The 15,723-nt window shown below is 60.8% G+C and carries 17 protein-coding genes and 1 tRNA gene; 15 read left to right on the forward strand and 3 right to left on the reverse strand.

What is annotated here, in order from left to right:
- The first annotated feature begins 148 nt into the window (after positions 1-148).
- Genes D3P04_RS09335 through D3P04_RS09345 form a run of 3 tightly spaced genes read left to right on the forward strand, consistent with a single transcriptional unit; the run spans position 149 to position 2,405 of the window.
- Positions 149-1,096, forward strand: coding sequence for a bifunctional helix-turn-helix transcriptional regulator/GNAT family N-acetyltransferase (locus D3P04_RS09335; RefSeq protein ID WP_220475295.1), 948 nt, complete (start codon positions 149-151; stop codon positions 1,094-1,096).
- Positions 1,093-1,992, forward strand: a complete 900-nt coding sequence (locus D3P04_RS09340) for a DMT family transporter (RefSeq protein WP_119748126.1) — start codon at positions 1,093-1,095, stop codon at positions 1,990-1,992. Before D3P04_RS09335 ends, D3P04_RS09340 begins: the two co-directional genes overlap by 4 nt.
- Positions 1,989-2,405: a thioesterase family protein gene (locus D3P04_RS09345; protein WP_119748127.1), complete on the forward strand. Its 417-nt coding sequence runs from the start codon at positions 1,989-1,991 to the stop codon at positions 2,403-2,405. The genes D3P04_RS09340 and D3P04_RS09345 overlap by 4 nt, the downstream gene beginning before the upstream one ends.
- A gap of 225 nt (positions 2,406-2,630) precedes the next feature.
- Here D3P04_RS09345 and D3P04_RS09350 read toward each other — a convergent pair whose 3' ends face one another.
- A complete protein-coding gene (locus D3P04_RS09350; RefSeq protein ID WP_119748129.1) occupies positions 2,631-3,683 on the reverse strand; it encodes a ketopantoate reductase family protein in 1,053 nt (350 codons plus the stop codon).
- A 308-nt stretch (positions 3,684-3,991) separates the two neighbouring features.
- On the opposite strand from D3P04_RS09350, the gene D3P04_RS09355 reads away from it, so the two are divergent.
- A complete protein-coding gene (locus D3P04_RS09355; RefSeq protein ID WP_119748131.1) occupies positions 3,992-4,336 on the forward strand; it encodes an ArsR/SmtB family transcription factor in 345 nt (114 codons plus the stop codon).
- Positions 4,333-4,803, forward strand: coding sequence for an SRPBCC family protein (locus D3P04_RS09360; RefSeq protein WP_119748133.1), 471 nt, complete (start codon positions 4,333-4,335; stop codon positions 4,801-4,803). The genes D3P04_RS09355 and D3P04_RS09360 overlap by 4 nt, the downstream gene beginning before the upstream one ends.
- A 146-nt stretch (positions 4,804-4,949) precedes the next feature.
- Here the strand turns inward: D3P04_RS09360 and D3P04_RS09365 are convergent, their stop codons facing one another.
- Positions 4,950-5,393 (reverse strand): MarR family winged helix-turn-helix transcriptional regulator, encoded by a 444-nt coding sequence (locus tag D3P04_RS09365; protein ID WP_119748135.1) that lies wholly within the window; start codon positions 5,391-5,393, stop codon positions 4,950-4,952.
- A gap of 124 nt (positions 5,394-5,517) precedes the next feature.
- Here D3P04_RS09365 and D3P04_RS09370 point away from each other — a divergent pair, with 124 nt between their 5' ends.
- The gene (locus D3P04_RS09370; protein ID WP_119748137.1) at positions 5,518-5,943 is read left to right on the forward strand and encodes an organic hydroperoxide resistance protein; all 426 of its coding nucleotides are present in this window, start codon (positions 5,518-5,520) and stop codon (positions 5,941-5,943) included.
- A gap of 126 nt (positions 5,944-6,069) precedes the next feature.
- Positions 6,070-6,567, forward strand: coding sequence for a hypothetical protein (locus tag D3P04_RS09375; protein WP_119748138.1), 498 nt, complete (start codon positions 6,070-6,072; stop codon positions 6,565-6,567).
- A gap of 20 nt (positions 6,568-6,587) precedes the next feature.
- Here the strand turns inward: D3P04_RS09375 and D3P04_RS09380 are convergent, their stop codons facing one another.
- A complete protein-coding gene (locus D3P04_RS09380; RefSeq protein WP_119748140.1) occupies positions 6,588-7,343 on the reverse strand; it encodes an SDR family NAD(P)-dependent oxidoreductase in 756 nt (251 codons plus the stop codon).
- 170 nt (positions 7,344-7,513) lie between these two features.
- Here D3P04_RS09380 and D3P04_RS09385 point away from each other — a divergent pair, with 170 nt between their 5' ends.
- The 8 genes from D3P04_RS09385 (at position 7,514) to D3P04_RS09420 (ending at position 15,692) form a co-directional block, all read left to right on the forward strand.
- Positions 7,514-8,389, forward strand: coding sequence for an AraC family transcriptional regulator (locus tag D3P04_RS09385; RefSeq protein WP_119748142.1), 876 nt, complete (start codon positions 7,514-7,516; stop codon positions 8,387-8,389).
- A gap of 149 nt (positions 8,390-8,538) precedes the next feature.
- Positions 8,539-8,628 (forward strand) — tRNA-Ser (locus D3P04_RS09390).
- A gap of 195 nt (positions 8,629-8,823) precedes the next feature.
- A complete protein-coding gene (locus D3P04_RS09395) occupies positions 8,824-9,753 on the forward strand; it encodes a LysR substrate-binding domain-containing protein (RefSeq protein WP_119748235.1) in 930 nt (309 codons plus the stop codon).
- 120 nt (positions 9,754-9,873) lie between these two features.
- On the forward strand, positions 9,874-10,878 hold the full coding sequence (locus tag D3P04_RS09400; RefSeq protein WP_119748144.1) for a Bug family tripartite tricarboxylate transporter substrate binding protein: 1,005 nt from the start codon (positions 9,874-9,876) through the stop codon (positions 10,876-10,878).
- Positions 10,879-10,937: 59 nt separating this feature from the next.
- On the forward strand, positions 10,938-11,450 hold the full coding sequence (locus D3P04_RS09405) for a tripartite tricarboxylate transporter TctB family protein (protein ID WP_119748146.1): 513 nt from the start codon (positions 10,938-10,940) through the stop codon (positions 11,448-11,450).
- On the forward strand, positions 11,447-12,958 hold the full coding sequence (locus tag D3P04_RS09410; protein ID WP_220475296.1) for a tripartite tricarboxylate transporter permease: 1,512 nt from the start codon (positions 11,447-11,449) through the stop codon (positions 12,956-12,958). The genes D3P04_RS09405 and D3P04_RS09410 overlap by 4 nt, the downstream gene beginning before the upstream one ends.
- Positions 12,955-14,841: a bifunctional sugar phosphate isomerase/epimerase/4-hydroxyphenylpyruvate dioxygenase family protein gene (locus D3P04_RS09415; RefSeq protein WP_119748148.1), complete on the forward strand. Its 1,887-nt coding sequence runs from the start codon at positions 12,955-12,957 to the stop codon at positions 14,839-14,841. Before D3P04_RS09410 ends, D3P04_RS09415 begins: the two co-directional genes overlap by 4 nt.
- A complete protein-coding gene (locus tag D3P04_RS09420) occupies positions 14,838-15,692 on the forward strand; it encodes a shikimate dehydrogenase family protein (protein ID WP_232844948.1) in 855 nt (284 codons plus the stop codon). Before D3P04_RS09415 ends, D3P04_RS09420 begins: the two co-directional genes overlap by 4 nt.
- The last annotated feature ends 31 nt before the right edge of the window (positions 15,693-15,723 follow it).

A 15,723-nucleotide genomic window follows, 5' to 3' on the forward strand; every position in this document is an offset into this window, starting at 1 on the left:
GCTATCGATCGTCATATAAAGGGAGCGGCCAAGCTGCCTTGCAGCGACGCGGCACAGCCCTCGAACATCACCGGCGCGGAATCCGTCATTGCGTTGCGCCTTCAATCCTATATATTGACATAAGCAACATATAAATTGATTTGGCATCATGAATATGATCCAGGATGAAAATCCCAGCGATTCCGATATTGCCTCCGTCCGGCAGTTCAATCGCTTTCACACAAGGCTGGTCGGCGCATTGAACGATCGCCTGCTGGCCTCTGACTACTCGCTGCCGCAGGTGCGCATCCTCTATGAAATCGCGAATGCGCGGCCCGATGCACCGCCGTCGGCCCGCGAGCTTGGCAGGATTCTGCGGATGGATACCGGCTATCTCAGCCGCATCGTGTCCGGGCTGGAAGGTGAAGGGCTCGTCATGCGAACGCCATCTTCCGACAACGCGAAGCGGCTGGCACTGACGCTGACCGATCGGGGCCGCGCGGTATTCAACGGATTGAATGCGGCATCGGCGGAAGAGGTCGCGGCACTTCTTGCCCCGCTTTCAAAATCGGAGCGCGGTCAGCTTGTGGGCGCAATGCACCGCATCCGCCGGTTGCTGGGGGACGGCCCGGACGACAGGACCTTCATCCTCCGTGACCCTCGGCCCGGCGATCTTGGGTGGATCACGCATAGGCAAGGCATGCTCTACGCCCGCGAATACGGCTGGGACTGGACATTCGAGGCCCTGGTCGCCGAGATCGTCGGGCAATTCGTGAAAGAATTCATTCCCGATCGGGAACGGTGCTGGATCGCGGAAATGGAGGGCGTCGTCGTCGGATCGGTCTTCGTCGTCCGTCAGGATGACGAAACCGCCAAATTGCGCTTGCTTTATGTCGATCCGGCGGCGCGGGGCCGTGGGCTTGGGCGACGGCTGGTCGAGGAATGCATCCGCTTCGCCCAGGGAAAGGGCTACAGGCGCATGGTCCTGTGGACCAACGATATCCTGATCTCTGCCCGTCGCATCTATGAGGCGGCGGGGTTCACGCTGATCGAGGAAGAACCGCATCACAGTTTCGGAAAGGATCTGGTCGGGCAGGTCTGGGAGCGTAATCTGTGAGGCTGGCCCTTCTGGCAGCGGCGGCGACAGGCGTGCAGGTCGGCTCCGCTCTCGTTGCCAGCGAAGCGGTCGTGGCCGAAGTCGGCGCGGGGCGCCTTGGCTTTCTGCGATACGGCCTTGCACTGATCTTCCTTCTGCCCTTCGCGCTGCGATCTATCGGGCCTTCGGTCGGGAAATACGATCTTCTGCCCATCGCCCTGATCGGGATCGGCCAGTTCGGCGTTCTGATCGCGCTGCTGAATGTTGCCGTCCTCTACTCCAGCTCTGCCCGCGTTTCGCTGGTCTTCGCGACGCTGCCCGTGGTGACGCTGGCGATCGGCTGGGCCAGGTCGGGTTCGGGCGTGACACCGCGTATCTTTGCCGCAATCATCTGTTCGGTGATCGGCGTGGCCGTGCTTCTGGCTGGCGATGCCTTGTCAGGCCGATTGGCGGCGTCCGACCTGATCGGATTGGGATGCGCCGCCCTCGCCACTCTGACGGCGGCGCTGTGTTCGAACCTCTACGGCCCTTATCTTCGCCGCTATGGCGTCGTGAAAGTCAGCGTGATCGCGATGGCTGCATCCCTTGCGCCTCTTGGGCTGCTGGGGATGATCGAGGCGCATGGAACGGCTGTCGCGGACTGGCCGGCCGCAACCTTCTTCCTGATCGGCTTCATCGGCCTGTCCAGTGGTATTGGCTACCTGATGTGGCTCTACGCGCTCGCCAACGCCCCGGCGGGGATCGTCACCGCGTTCCTGGCCCTCAGCCCCATCACGGCGGTTGCCTTCTCGGTGATCTGGCTGGATATGCGGGCCAGCGGTGCGCTTGCCTTGGCCCTTGTCCTTATCATCGGCGGATTGGCCTTCACCGGTATCCGCTCTCAACCGAAACCGGAAAACAGGATACTTCCCGAATGAAGGATACATTGATCGCCGGGCTTTCCCATGAAACCGAAATCACCGTCACGCAGGAGATGCTGGTGCCGAATGTCTCGGCCGAGTTGGGCGCCTTCGCCGACATGCCGCCGGTATTCGCCACGGCCATGATGGTCGGTTTCATCGAGGCGACCTGCATCGAATGTCTGCGCGGCCATCTTGGCGATGGCCAGCACACGGTTGGAATCCATATCGATGTCAGTCATTTGGCGGCGACTCCAAAGGACATGAAGGTCCGTGCCGCGGTCGAACTGGAGAAGATCGACGGCAAGAAACTCACCTTCCGGGTAGAGGCATTCGATGAAGCGGGCCTGATCGGACAGGGAAGCCATCAGCGGGCGGTCATCGACGTCGAGCGGTTCGTCCAGAAGGTGAGTGAAAAAGCGGCACGATAGATCCCGTAGCTGCCATCGACGATGTGCGTGGCATCCTGTCGTCGGGGATCCGAAACGGCCAATTTCCGCGCCCGCGCGATATTGCGATGGAGCCCGGGCATCATGCCGCCAGAGCCTTCGATAATTTACCCCCCATTCGTCCTTGCCGCCCCGCCCGGAGCAAGCTCCGCGATCTGCGGGGCTGCCCGGCGGGATTTTCGGCCTGTCCCTTGAAGGGTGTCTGTTCTACGCGGGTTCGGTGACGTTCTGCGCCAGCCTTGCATCCACCACGGCGACAATCTCGTCGATATCGGCAAAGGGCATGCCCACGGCCTCGCCCAGTTTCTGGACGATCTTGTCGACCCGCTCGATCTGCGTCGCCCCGTCATAAACGGCACGCGCAGCCGAAGAGGGTTTCAGCAGACCTTCGGCTGCCTTGGCATATTTCTCAAACGGCACCTGATCCGCCGGATCCGCGCCCAGCTTGCGGGCGATCGCATCCACATGACTGTAAATGGCCCGCGACTTCTTCAGATCGGAATGCACGGCTTCGCGAATGGCCCGTGCGTCGCCGGGCGTGATGCAACGATAGTTGCCGGTCAGCAGCATCGACCATTTCGCCAGCGGTACGAAAAGCGAATCGAAGACTTTCAGCTTGACCGGCACATCCTTGCCATCAAGCGTCACAGCGGCGATGTCGTCTTCCATCTGGCGTAACATCCGGTTGTGACCGTCATCCGCGAAAGCGGCCGCCTTGAAATTCGTTGGCAGGCCGACATGCAATATGTTCGCCTCCTCCTCAGGTGGCCGGAATGCCTGCGGATCGGGGCTGCAAAGGCTCATCAGCCCCGGCTCGAAGCCATCCCAGACCCGCGGCGCGGAATAGGCATCCTCCAGCATGGCATGGTCAATGCCGCTGATTCTGCGAAGGAAAGGCAGGGGCGGCATGTTCATGATCGACAGGCAGGGGCGTCCCGATTGCGCGATATCGGCCATGAGCGGCCGTACGCCGGGGGCTCCGTATTGCGGCTCTTGCATGGCCAGCGCGACCAGATCATATGCCGCCGGAGTCGCCTGTTCCGGCGTGACCGCGCCGACCCGGCCGGGCAGATCCACTGACCGGATCGCGCGATGCGCGTCCTCGCCTCGTAGCTGGATACGGACTTCCGTGCCATTCTTGTTGATAAGACTCGCTGTGGCGGGACGACACACCAGATCCACCTCGTGACCCGCCATTGCCAGTTTCGTACCCAGCAGCGATCCATAGGAAGCTCCTAGTATCAATATCTTATACGCCATTCCAGCTCTCGCTCTTTTCTGTTTTCATTTCCAGGAAGGACGGCATCCGCAATTTTTCCGCATCCACAAGCTTTCGGCTACGGTATACCTTCGGGTACAAAAATTACGAATCCTGCCCTTTTTCCGTCAGATTGTTATCAAGAAATGAAGGGAGGTGGTCAAGCTGATCATAAGTTGTATGAGGCGGATCGCATTTATACGAGAAGCACGTATCGGCAATGTCGCAACAGATCGGTTCGGGTCGATCCTGTTCGCACCGTCGGCTTTTTTGTTTCCCATATGGTGAATTGTTTGCTATAGTTCACCATATGGAAAACTATAATTTCACTTTGGACACTGCATTTCATGCGCTTGCGGATCCGACCAGAAGGGCGGTGATCAATCGCCTGGTAGAGGGGGACGCACCAGTCAAGAAACTCGCAGAGCCTTTCGACATGGGGCTCCCCGCCTTCCTGAAACATCTCCGTGTGCTTGAAGAAAGCGGGCTGATCACGACCCGGAAATGCGGTCGCGTGCGAACCTGCCGGTTGCAGCCCAAACGACTGTCGGACGCAGAGGCGTGGCTTTCCGAGCAGCGCGAGCTTTGGCAGGCGGGTGCCGACCGGCTTGCCGCCTATGTGGAAAATCAGATGAGAGAGGATGATGACGAATGACACCCCAAGACAATGAGCTATCGATTTCACGGCTCATCAACGCCGCGCCGGGCAAGGTCTGGAAGGCATGGAGTACGCCCGAGCATCTTGCGAAATGGTGGATTCCCGATCCGATCGAATGCAAGGTGATCAAGCTGGACCTGCGCCCGGGAGGCGGTTTCGAGACCCGGATGCGCGAAGGAAATGGTGACTTCAAGCCACATGTCGAAGCCTGTTTCCTTGATATTGTCCCCGAGCGGCGGCTGGTATGGACGACGGTTCTTGCCGAGGCATGGCGGCCGATTGAGCCTTGGCTGGCTTTGACCGCGACCATCACATTATCTGCCGAAGCGGATGGCACCCGCTATTCGGCGCATGTGATGCACAAAAGCGCATCCGATAAACGCAAACATGAAGAAATGGGATTTCAGGAAGGATGGGGGACCACAATCGACCAGTTGGCAGCCTTCGTGGAGCGGCAGGGCTGAAGCGTCGTTTCCCGCCGCAGAATGGCAGATCGGTTACCAGCCGGCCTTGTGGCACTATGGCGGGCTGATCCGATCACCCTGACTGGCAGCCGGTCACGGATGGCCCTGACCGGCCATCGCCCGCGATCCTCGCCTGACCGGTGACCTCAGGAGGCGCTTTCCTTGCCCGTCAGCGCCTGATGCAGGCGCCGGACCTCGCGGTTGAGGGCGATCATCTCTTCCGCCGCCATACCGGCCCGGTTGAAAAGGGCTTCGCCAAGGCAGCGGCTTTCGGTCTTCAGTTCAAGGCCGCGCGCTGTCAGGGCGACCAGAACCCCCCGCTCATCATCCTGACGCCGCGTCCGGGTGACAAGCCCGGCAGTCTCCAGCCGTTTCACCAGCGGCGTGATCGTGCTCGGCTCCAGATCCAGCCGGGTTGCGATCGCACTGATGCTGCGCCCGTCTTTCTCCCACAGAACGTTCAGAACCAGATATTGCGGATAGGTGATCCCCAACTGGTCCAGCAGCGGCTTGTAAAGGCGGTTGATCGCCATGGATGTCGCATAAAGCGAGAAGCACAGCTGATCTTCAAGGGTCAGGTCATGGGTCATGACTATGCTTATCACGGAATTTGTTATCGCGACAATAAAAAAGCTGGACATGACATCCCGCTATCTCTATGAAAACAAATTATTGCAATAATAATTATTGTAATATAAAAAAACGGAGATAATCATGTCAGTCCAGGTTCTCTACCGAACCCAAGCCACTGCAACCGGGGGCCGTGAAGGCCAGGCCCGCAGCGAAGACGGCCGCCTGGAGGTCGCCCTGTCGACGCCGAAGGAACTGGGCGGCGCGGGCGGTGCCGGCACCAATCCCGAACAGCTCTTCGCGGCCGGTTATGCCGCATGCTTTCTTGGCGCGCTCAAACTTGTCGCCCAGCAGCAGAAATTGAAGATCCCGGCCGATGCCGCGATCACCGCCACTGTGGGCATCGGGCCGCGCAGTGAAGGCGGTTTCGGCATCACGGCCGATCTTTCGATCAGCCTGCCGGGCATCGCGCGCGAGGATGCGCAGAAGCTGGCCGAGGCGGCGCATCAGACCTGCCCCTATTCGAATGCCACCCGGAACAATATCGCGGTCGGCCTGACGATCATCTGAGGCCGGTTCCGCAAGCGCAGCCAGTCCTCATCAGAGCCGTAACGCTTGGCGACAGGCAAACGCCTGCGCCGGGCGCTCACGACGGCCCCCACCAGACACTCATGGATATTAGCAAAGGAAGCAAAGATGTTCGGAATCACACCCCTGGGCTGGCTACACACGCTTGGAAGCCTGCCGGCCATCCCCCTTGCAATCTACATGCTTGCGCGTCACGGACGGATTGTGCCCCAATCCAACGCGGGCAAGCTTTATTTCATCTTCATGCTGATCGGGGGACTGACCGTTTTCCTGGTTGCAAAGCAGCCTGTGAGCAACGGCATTGCGACCGTGACACTGATCCTGCTTTTCGCCGGCTACGGCGTTGGCCGAATTGCGGGATTGGGACGCGCCGCCCGGTATTTCGAAACCATCCTTCTGACCGTCACGGTCTTTCTGCTGCTGGTGCCCTCGGTATCCGAGACGCTGAGACGGGTTCCGGATGGCAATCCGATTGCGGCTGATCCGGGTTCTCCGATCCTGCTGGGCGCGCTTGGCACGCTGTTCGTCATGTTGATTTTGGGGCTGGTGGGGCAGATCATATATCTGCGCAAGACTACCACACAGGCGGACCCTGTTTCGGGCTGACCTGTGTGGCTGCTGCCGGTTCAGATTGCCTGACCGCCCGAAACCTCGATCCTCTGTGCGGTGACCCAGCGGTTATCGTCGGACAGCAGGCTTGCCACCATCGGGCCGATATCGTCGGGCAGGCCCACCCGGCCAAGCGCCGTCAGCCCGGCGAATTTCGCGTTGAGATCCGGGTTGTCGCGCACGATGCCGCCGCCGAAATCGGTCTCGATGGCGCCGGGAGCCACCGCGTTCACCGCGATGCCGCGCGGCCCGAATTCCTGCGCCATATAGCGGGTCAGCGTCTCGACCGCGCCCTTCGCCGCCGCATAGGCCGCGAAACCAGGAGAGGAAAACCGCGTCAGCCCGGTCGAGAAATTGACGATCCGGCCGCCATCGGCAATCAAGGGCAACAGCGCCTGCGCAAGGAAGAACACCCCCTTCACATGCACATCGAACAGGCCGTCGAACTGCGCTTCGGTCGTTTCGCCGATCGGAACGAATTCGCCGTGACCGGCATTGTTGACCAGATGATCGAAGCTGTCGCGCCCCCAGATTTTGCGAAGACTGTCGCGCAGAGTGTCGGCAAAGGCAGGAAACGACGCCATTTCGGAGACGTCGAGTTGCAGTGCCACCGCCTTCCGGCCCAGCGCCTCTATTTCCGCGACGACCTCCCCGGCCTGCGCCGCGTTGCCGCGATATGCCACGATGACATCACCGCCATGGCGGGCGATGGAAAGGGCGGTGTTGCGGCCCAGGCCGCGGTTGGCGCCGGTTATCAATGCGATCTTGCTCATGTCTTTTTCCTCATGTTGAGCGGATGAAGGGAAGATGGGGCAGAAAGACGTGGCAGAGTTGCCCATTCCTCGCGCAATCTTGCCTGTTTCCGTGAAATCAGCGGATATCTCTTGCATATATGGGCGATTTCCTTGCCTGATACTGCAATCAGGTTACCCGGACCCAACTGATGCGCAGCCTTCTCGATCTTGTCCGCCGTCATGCTGACGGCTATGCCGACCGCTCCGGTTTCGCGCCGACGCCCTTCCCCGGGCTTGGCGTGGTGCGCATGCTGCATCCCGGCGAGTTGCAGGTAACGGTGCAAAAGCCGCTGATCGCGATCTGCCTTCAGGGCCGCAAGCGTGTGATGATGGGCACGGCCCGCTTCGACTATGGCGCTGGCGAGGCACTCTTGATCACTGCGGATGTGCCAACCACCAGCCAGATCGTTGATGCCAGCCCCGCCGTGCCCTATTACGCCCTCGCGCTAGAGCTGGACCCGGCGATTCTGCGCGCTCTGTCCGTCGAGGCTGATCTGCACCCTGTCAATGCCGCCCCGATCCGGATCGAGCCGGCCGACCCGGATGTGACCGATGCCGCATTGCGGCTGATGCGTCTGCTGGACCGGCCCGCCGCCTTGCCGGTGCTGGGCGAGGCGCTGCTGCGTGAAATGCATTACTGGCTCCTGACCGGCCGCCATGGCGCGGCGATCCGGGGGCTTGGGGCGGTAGACAGCCATGCCCATCGCATCGCCCGGGCAGTGGCCCTGATCCGGCAGGACTATGCTCGCGCGCTCCGGATCGGGGATCTGGCGGCAGCGGCGGGGATGAGCGAATCCTCATTTCACCAGCATTTCCGCACGATCACCACCTTGTCGCCGCTGCAATTCCAGAAGCAGCTACGGCTGATCGAGGCCCGGCGCCTGATGCTGACGGATGGCGCGGGCATCGCCCATGCCGCTCATGCGGTAGGCTATGAAAGCGTGCCGCAATTCACCCGCGACTATGGCCGCCTGTTCGGCCTGCCACCGGGCCGCGACATGCGCGATGCGCGGCTGAGCGCCTGAAGAGCGGGCTGCACGGATTATGCATCAGAATTCTGTGCGGTTACCAAGATGTTCCAGTAAAAGCAACGAAATGCTCTTCGCCAAAATAATGACCAGAAAGTTTCGAAACACCCTTGTTTCCCTGCCTGCCGATCCATATACGGATCGGCGGAGACGTGGCCGAGTGGTCGAAGGCGCTCCCCTGCTAAGGGAGTAGGCCCGGAAGGGTCTCGAGGGTTCGAATCCCTTCGTCTCCGCCATCAATCACGCGACTGAATACCACTGCCCCGCCTGCGGATTTCGGACCGTCGGGTGCCGGAAATCCCGGTCTGTGTCACCACGACGGGGCGGTGACGTCATGTCCAGGATGTCCGCATCCTTCGGCTATGGACTGCACGGCAGAAATCTGGCCTGTTGGTTTCGGGGGAATTCATCTGCAGCGGGCGGCCCGGTTCATGCATCAACTGACCTTGCGCCAGATCGAAGTCATCCGCGCCGTGATGCTGACCGGGACGATCAGCGGGGCTGCGCGGATGCTGAACGTATCCGCGCCCGGGATCAGCCGATTGGTCAAGCATACCGAAGAAGCCCTGGGGCTGCGCCTTTTCGAGCGGCGCGGCGGTGTCTACCTGCCGGCGGTCGAGGCCGGCTCGATTTTCGATCAGATTGGCAGGGTGTTCGGCAATGTCGAAAATCTGAACCGTGCCGTCGCTTCATTGCAGCGGGGCGAGGCGGTGGATCTGTCCTTCGCCTCGGCGCCGTCGGTTGCGCAGTTCATTGCCGCGCGGGCGGCGCGGTCGATCCGGCAACGCTATCCTGATCTGTTCATCGATCTGAATATCCTGAAGATCGAGGAAACCATCGACTATCTGATGCTGGAACGCGGCGAATTCGTGTTGATGAGCACCTCGGTGGAGAATGCCGGAATCAGCAATGAAATCGCCGCCCGGGGCCGTCTGGCCGCCATTGTTCCCGAGGATCACCCCTTGGCGGCTTCCGTGCGGGTGTCGATCCATGATCTGGCAAAATACCCGATGATCGGCGTCGATCCCGAGGATCCCTATGGCAGGGTCTGCGCGACTCCGTTGCGGGATGCCGGATTGCCGGTGCGCTATTCGATGCGCGGCCGTTTCGCCCAGACTGTCGTCAGTCTTGTGCGCCACGGGCTTGGCGTGGCGGTAATCGACGAATTCTCCGTGGCAGAGCTTTACATGCCCGGTGTCGTGCGGCTGTCGCTGATCGAGGAAACGCCGATTACCATCTATATCGTGACCAAGGCAGGGCGCGTGCTTTCCGGCTTTGCCGAATACGCGATTCAGCAATTGCGGCGGGAACTGTCCCGCGCCACGGAGTCCCGTCCCTGGGAGCAGCGCAAGGCAAGGTGAGTCGGATATATTAACATCATGTTAATGATCGTGCCGAATTTGTATTTGCCGTAACTGAATTATCGCCAGATGATACGTTTCAGGAGAACCGGGATTCGCCCGGAACAAGGGAGGAGCATCATGAATAGAACCCTTATCAGGCTGATTGCCGTCGCCGCATTGGGCATCGCGACAGGTTCAGCATCATTCGCACAGGATTATCCCGGCAAGGAAATCCAGGGCATCATCCAATGGGGCGCAGGCGGTTCCACCGATACGGTGATGCGCACCGTCACGCCGCATGCCGAAAAGATTCTGGACGGCAAGGTGGTCATGAAGAACATGACCGGCGGGGTCGGCGCAATTGCGACGAAATTCGTCTATGCGCAACAGCCGGACGGCTACACCCTGCTGATGGGCGCCGAAAATCCATTACTTTACAAGGTGATGGGACTGGGCGACATCGACTATTCTGAGTTCACGCCAATCAATATCCTGGCGCGGGGCGTTCCGATTCTGGTGGCCAATAACGACGCGCCTTTCGACAGTTTCGCCGAAATGATCGAATATGTTCAGGCGCATCCGAACGAAGTTAAATTCGGCTCGACCGGCCCCGGAGGCGTGCCGTCGGTGGTCACGTCGATGATCGCCTCGAAAACCGAACTGCCGGTCACGCAGGTTCCCTATGACGGCGATGGCCCTGCCCTGACGGCGCTGCAAAGCGGCGCGGTCGATGTCATGCCCGCCGTGCTGGGCGCCGCGATCGAGGCAATCCACGGCGGCAGGATCAAGGCGATCACGATGATCGACAACACGCCAAGCGATGTTCTGCCGGATGTGCCCGCGTTGGGCGAGACGAATCCCGAATATGCCGATTACTTCCCCTGGGGACCCTTCTTCGGTGTATTCGTCAAAAACGGAACCCCCGATGAGATCGTCGCCAAGCTGACCGAGGCATATGCCGAGGCCGCGGAAAGCGAGGAATTCGTCAAGCTGATGGCCGACCGGGGTTATATCATCGAAAGCCTGTCGGGGCAGGAAGCGCAGGATTTCCTGTCGACATGGCAATCGCTTACGACCTGGCTGCTTCATGACGCGGGCGAGACCAAGGCTTCCCCCGAAGAATTCGACATCCCCCGACTGTGACGGTAATCCGCCCCGGCCTGTACCGGGGCGGCCCATTCTGATCGGAGGAAGGGTCAGACATGCATAACAATCGTATTCGCAGCGCCGGAGAGCTTGCCTTCAACGCCGCAATGTTCGTCTGCAGCATCGTGCTTCTGTGGTCGTCATATCAAATCTCGGGGTTTGAATCCCTCAGTTCGCCGGGGGCGCTTCCCATGGTCGTGGCCCTGGTCATGATGATCAGTTCGGGGCTGATCCTGCTGAATTGCTGGCGCCGGGCCGAGCGTGACCGAACCCGCTTCATGCAGGATATTCTGCCGCCGGCGGTGATCGTGATGATGCTGTTCATCACCGGCTATGCGCTGCTGCTGACGTCTTTGGGCTTCCTGCCGACCTCGCTGATCTTCCTGATCCTGTCTGTCCTTTACCTGCGGCGCGGCGGGCTGATCTTTGCGGTTGGCGTATCGCTGCTGGCGCTGGTTCTGGTCTATATCGTCTTCAGGCTTGTCTTCTCGGTGCTGATGCCCGCAGGCATCGTGCCCGAGGCCGAGATCCTTGCCGCCATCGGCCAAATCTTCGGAGGTACCCGGTGATACAGGCGCTTGAATATTTCCTGATCCCGTGGCTGGATCTGAAGCTGCTGTTCCTGGTTGCGGCAGGCACCTTTGCGGGCGTCTATGTCGGCGCGATTCCGGGGCTGTCCGTTACCATGGCGGTGTCGATCCTGATCGGGTTCACCTTTACATGGGATGTCAATTCGGCGCTGTGCCTGATGGTCGGCATCTTCATGGGAGGCGTCTATGGCGGTTCGCGCACGGCGATCCTGCTGAACATCCCCGGCGCTCCATCGGCGATTGCCACCGCGATGGACGGCTACCCCATGGCGCAGAAAGGGCTTGCCGGCGAAGCGATCGGGCTGACGACGGTCATGTCCTTCATCGGCGGGCTGATCGGGATCATCGTGCTGGCCGTCGCCGCACCGACGGTCAGCGATTTCGCCCTGACCTTCCAGCCGCGCGACTTCATGCTTCTTGCGGTTCTGGGTATCCTGCTGGTTGGGTCCTTATCGGGCGAAAGCCTTGTGAAAGGCATCTTTGCGGGCGCCCTGGGGCTGCTGATCGGCACGGTCGGACTGGACCCGCTGACGGCGGAAGAGCGCCTGACCTTCGGGTTTACCGGCCTGTGGGGCGGTATCAGCTTTATCGCCGTCATGATCGGCATGTTCGGCGTCTCCGAGGCGCTGCTTCAACTGCATCATGTTGACAAGACCACCGTCAAGCAGACCATCCGGCGTATCGTCCCGGACTGGGTTTCGGTTCGTCGTTATCTGCCGCTGTCGCTTCAGACATCAGGCATTGGCGTCATCATCGGAGCATTGCCCGGCACCGGCGGGGATATTGCGGCCCTGATGGCTTACGACCATGCCAAGCGCGTCACCCGCAATCCCGAAGTGCCCTTTGGTCAGGGCGCGAAAGAAGGTCTGGTGGCGCCCGAAACGGCGAATAACGCTGCGGTGGGCGGGGCCTTCATCCCGATGCTGACGCTGGGCATTCCGGGTGATGCGGTCACCGCGATCATGATCGGCGCCTTGTATATCCACGGGCTGAACCCCGGCCCGATGCTGATGGTCGAACAGCCGCATATGTTCTGGTTCATCACCGGGGCCTTGATGCTGGCCAATATCTTCATGCTGATCTTCGGCCTGACCGGTATCCGGATCTTCACCAAAATCGTCGAGATGCCGCGGACGGTACTGATCCCGCTGATTCTGCTGCTGTCCATCGTCGGCGCCTATGCGGTCAACAACTCGATCAACGATGTCTACTGGATGCTTGGCTTCGGCGTGCTGGGCTATTTCATGAAATCTTACGGGTATCAGCTTGGTCCCGTGATCCTTGGTGTGATCCTGTCGCGGCTTCTGGATGAAAACTGGCGCCGTGCGATCATATCCGAACAGGGCAGCCTCTCGGGACTGTTCAAGGGCATGCTGACCAGCCCCCTGTCGCTTGTGCTGCTAACGATGGTGGTGCTGATCTTCATCAGTCAGACGCCGATATGGCGTGGCATCCGCCGCAGACTGAAACCGGAGAGCAGGTCATGAAAACCTCGATCGCGACGGTTTCAATTGCGGGCAATCTGGCCGAGAAACTGGCGGCGATCGCTGCCGCCGGTTTCGACGGGCTGGAGATGTTCGAGCAGGATTTCCTGCAAGACGCTGCAAGCCCGCACGAGATCGGGGCGATGGTCCGCGACCACGGGCTGGAGATCATGCTGTATCAGCCCTTCCGCGATTTCGAGGGGCTGCCCGAACCTTTGCGCGCGCGCGCCTTCGACCGCGCGCGGCATAAATTCGACCTGATGGCCGAACTGGGCGCGGAGCTGATGCTGATCTGCTCGTCGCTTCATCCGCAGGCGATGGGCGGCATCGACCGCGCCGCCGACGATCTGGCGGAACTGGCCGGAATCGCGGCCGAGCGGGGGCTGCGGATCGGATATGAGGCTTTGGCATGGGGCCGCCATGTCAACGATCACCGCGACGCATGGGAGATCGTCCGCCGCGCCGATCATCCCGCGCTTGGATTGGTTCTCGACAGTTTTCACAGCCTTGGCCGTGGCATCGATCCCGATACGATCCGGCGCATACCCGGCGACCGGATATTCTTCGTGCAGCTGGCCGATGCGCCGCAGATCAACATGGATCTGCTGTATCTGTCCCGCCATTACCGGAACATGCCGGGCGAGGGCGATCTTCCGGTTACGGATTTCATGCGCGCCGTCGCGGCAAGCGGTTATGACGGCCCGCTGTCTCTCGAGATTTTCAACGATCAGTTTCGCGGCGGCAATCCTGCCGCCATTGCCCGCGACGGCCATCGTTCGCTGATCTGGTTGATGGATCAGGCCCGCCGTGCCGAACCCGCGCTGACCGCCGGCCTGCCCGATCTGCCGGCCAATATCCGTGTCGCCGGCATAGAGTTCATCGAATTCGCCTCAAGCCCCTCGGAGGCCCGCGAATTGGAGACGGCACTGACGCAGATGGGCTTTCACCGTGAAGGCGAACACCGCAACAAACGCGTCGCAGTGTGGCGGCAGGGCGATATCCGCATCATCGTGAATGTCGAGGAAACCGGGTTTGCGCATAGCTTCTTCCTGAATCACGGCACCGGGGTCTGCGATGTCGGCCTGCGGGTCGCCGATGCGCAGGCCACGGCGCAGCGGGCACGGGCACTGGATGCGACCTTGTTCAGCCAGCCTCTGGGGCCGGGCGAGCTGGAGATCCCGGCCATTCGCGGCGTCGGTGGCTCGATCCTGCATTTCATTGACGCGAAAAGCGGACTGAATGACGTGTGGGATGTCGAATTCGGGCCAACGGGGGAACAGGCACCCGATTTCGGGCTGATGCGCGTGGATCATCTGGCCGAGACGATGAATTACGATGAAATGCTTAGCTGGACGCTGTTCTATACCTCGATCTTCGAGATGGAGCGCCGCCCGATGCTGGACGTCGCCGATCCCGACGGGCTGACCCGCTCTCAGGCAATCGCTTCGCCCGATCGTGGCACCCGGATCACTCTGAACGGAGCGCAATCGCACCGGACGCTGGCCGGAGGCTTCCTGACGGATTCGATGGGTTCGGCAGTGCAGCACATCGCGCTGGCGTCAAAGGATATCTTCAACTCCGCCGAAAACATGGCAGGAACGGGTTTCCAGATGCTGCCGATCCCCGAGAACTATTATGACGACCTGCAAGCCCGCTATGGGCTGGACGACCGAGAAATCGCCCGCCTGCGGCGCTGGAACATCCTTTATGAAGCCGAAGGCGAGACCGAGTTCTTCCAGTTCTACGGCAAGCCGCTGCAAGGCGGGCTGTTCTTTGAAATCGTCGAAAGACGCGGCGGATATGACGGTTACGGCGCAGTGAACGCCCCGTTCCGTATTGCCGCGTTGAAGCGCCTGATGCGCGGCAAGGATATGCCGCGTAAATGACATATGAGGAAAAGCAGATGATTTCCGGCCATACCCGGGTAATCGCCCATATTGGCGTGCCGACCGAAAGCTTCAAGGCACCGATGATCTACAACCCCTGGTTCGAGGCCCGGGGAATCGACACGGTGGTCGTGCCGATGGGGTGCGAAGCCGTGGATTTTCCTGCCTTCATGCCTTTGGTTGCAAGGCTGCGGAACTTTGCCGGAGCGTTGATCACCATGCCGCACAAGGTCGCCGTCGTCGATCTGCTGGACGAGATCAGCACCGCCGTCCGCATATGCGGCGCCTGCAACGCGGTGCGCCGCGATCCCGATGGGCGATTGATCGGCGAGATGTTCGACGGCGAAGGCTTCGTGCGTGGCATTACGCGCAAGGGCTGCGAAGTCGCGGGCGCGTCGGCGCTTGTGGTCGGAACAGGCGGCGTCGGTTCGGCCATCGCGGCGTCCATGGCAGCCGCGGGCGCGGCACGGCTGGGGCTCTATGACATAAATGCCGCTTCGGCCGAGCGGCTTGCCACCAATCTGCGCCGGAGCTGCCCGTTTCTCGAGGTCACCACCGGCTCCAGTGATCCCGCAGGCTGGGAGATCGTCGTGAATGCAACACCAATGGGGATGCAGGAGGGCGATCCGATGCCTTTGGACGTGACCCGTCTCGACCCGGCCAGTTTTGTCGGCGAAGTGGTGATGAAGCGCGAGGAAACCGCTTTTCTGGCCGCCGCCAAAGCACGGGGTTGCCGGATCCAGATCGGCACCGACATGCTGTTCGAACAGATCCCCGCCTATCTTGAATTCTTCGGCTATGGGACAACCTCGGCGGAAGAACTGCGCCAATTGGCGACGATCCGGTACTGAGCCGGTCGCGCTTCCGCCGGCGGCGGCGGGC

This window comes from Paracoccus onubensis, assembly GCF_003591515.1.
GTDB lineage: Bacteria > Pseudomonadota > Alphaproteobacteria > Rhodobacterales > Rhodobacteraceae > Paracoccus > Paracoccus onubensis.

Bases quoted from the DNA above. Each gene is read 5' to 3' on its own strand.
- D3P04_RS09365 (WP_119748135.1), bottom strand. From the start codon at position 5,393: ATGACCCATGACCTGACCCTTGAAGATCAGCTGTGCTTCTCGCTTTAT.
- D3P04_RS09385 (WP_119748142.1), top strand. From the start codon at position 7,514: ATGCGCAGCCTTCTCGATCTTGTCCGCCGTCATGCTGACGGCTATGCC.
- D3P04_RS09415 (WP_119748148.1), top strand. From the start codon at position 12,955: ATGAAAACCTCGATCGCGACGGTTTCAATTGCGGGCAATCTGGCCGAG.
- D3P04_RS09350 (WP_119748129.1), bottom strand. From the start codon at position 3,683: ATGGCGTATAAGATATTGATACTAGGAGCTTCCTATGGATCGCTGCTG.
- D3P04_RS09395 (WP_119748235.1), top strand. From the start codon at position 8,824: ATGCATCAACTGACCTTGCGCCAGATCGAAGTCATCCGCGCCGTGATG.
- D3P04_RS09360 (WP_119748133.1), top strand. From the start codon at position 4,333: ATGACACCCCAAGACAATGAGCTATCGATTTCACGGCTCATCAACGCC.
- D3P04_RS09375 (WP_119748138.1), top strand. From the start codon at position 6,070: ATGTTCGGAATCACACCCCTGGGCTGGCTACACACGCTTGGAAGCCTG.
- D3P04_RS09405 (WP_119748146.1), top strand. From the start codon at position 10,938: ATGCATAACAATCGTATTCGCAGCGCCGGAGAGCTTGCCTTCAACGCC.
- D3P04_RS09420 (WP_232844948.1), top strand. From the start codon at position 14,838: ATGACATATGAGGAAAAGCAGATGATTTCCGGCCATACCCGGGTAATC.
- D3P04_RS09355 (WP_119748131.1), top strand. From the start codon at position 3,992: ATGGAAAACTATAATTTCACTTTGGACACTGCATTTCATGCGCTTGCG.
- D3P04_RS09345 (WP_119748127.1), top strand. From the start codon at position 1,989: ATGAAGGATACATTGATCGCCGGGCTTTCCCATGAAACCGAAATCACC.
- D3P04_RS09380 (WP_119748140.1), bottom strand. From the start codon at position 7,343: ATGAGCAAGATCGCATTGATAACCGGCGCCAACCGCGGCCTGGGCCGC.
- D3P04_RS09335 (WP_220475295.1), top strand. From the start codon at position 149: ATGAATATGATCCAGGATGAAAATCCCAGCGATTCCGATATTGCCTCC.
- D3P04_RS09370 (WP_119748137.1), top strand. From the start codon at position 5,518: ATGTCAGTCCAGGTTCTCTACCGAACCCAAGCCACTGCAACCGGGGGC.
- D3P04_RS09400 (WP_119748144.1), top strand. From the start codon at position 9,874: ATGAATAGAACCCTTATCAGGCTGATTGCCGTCGCCGCATTGGGCATC.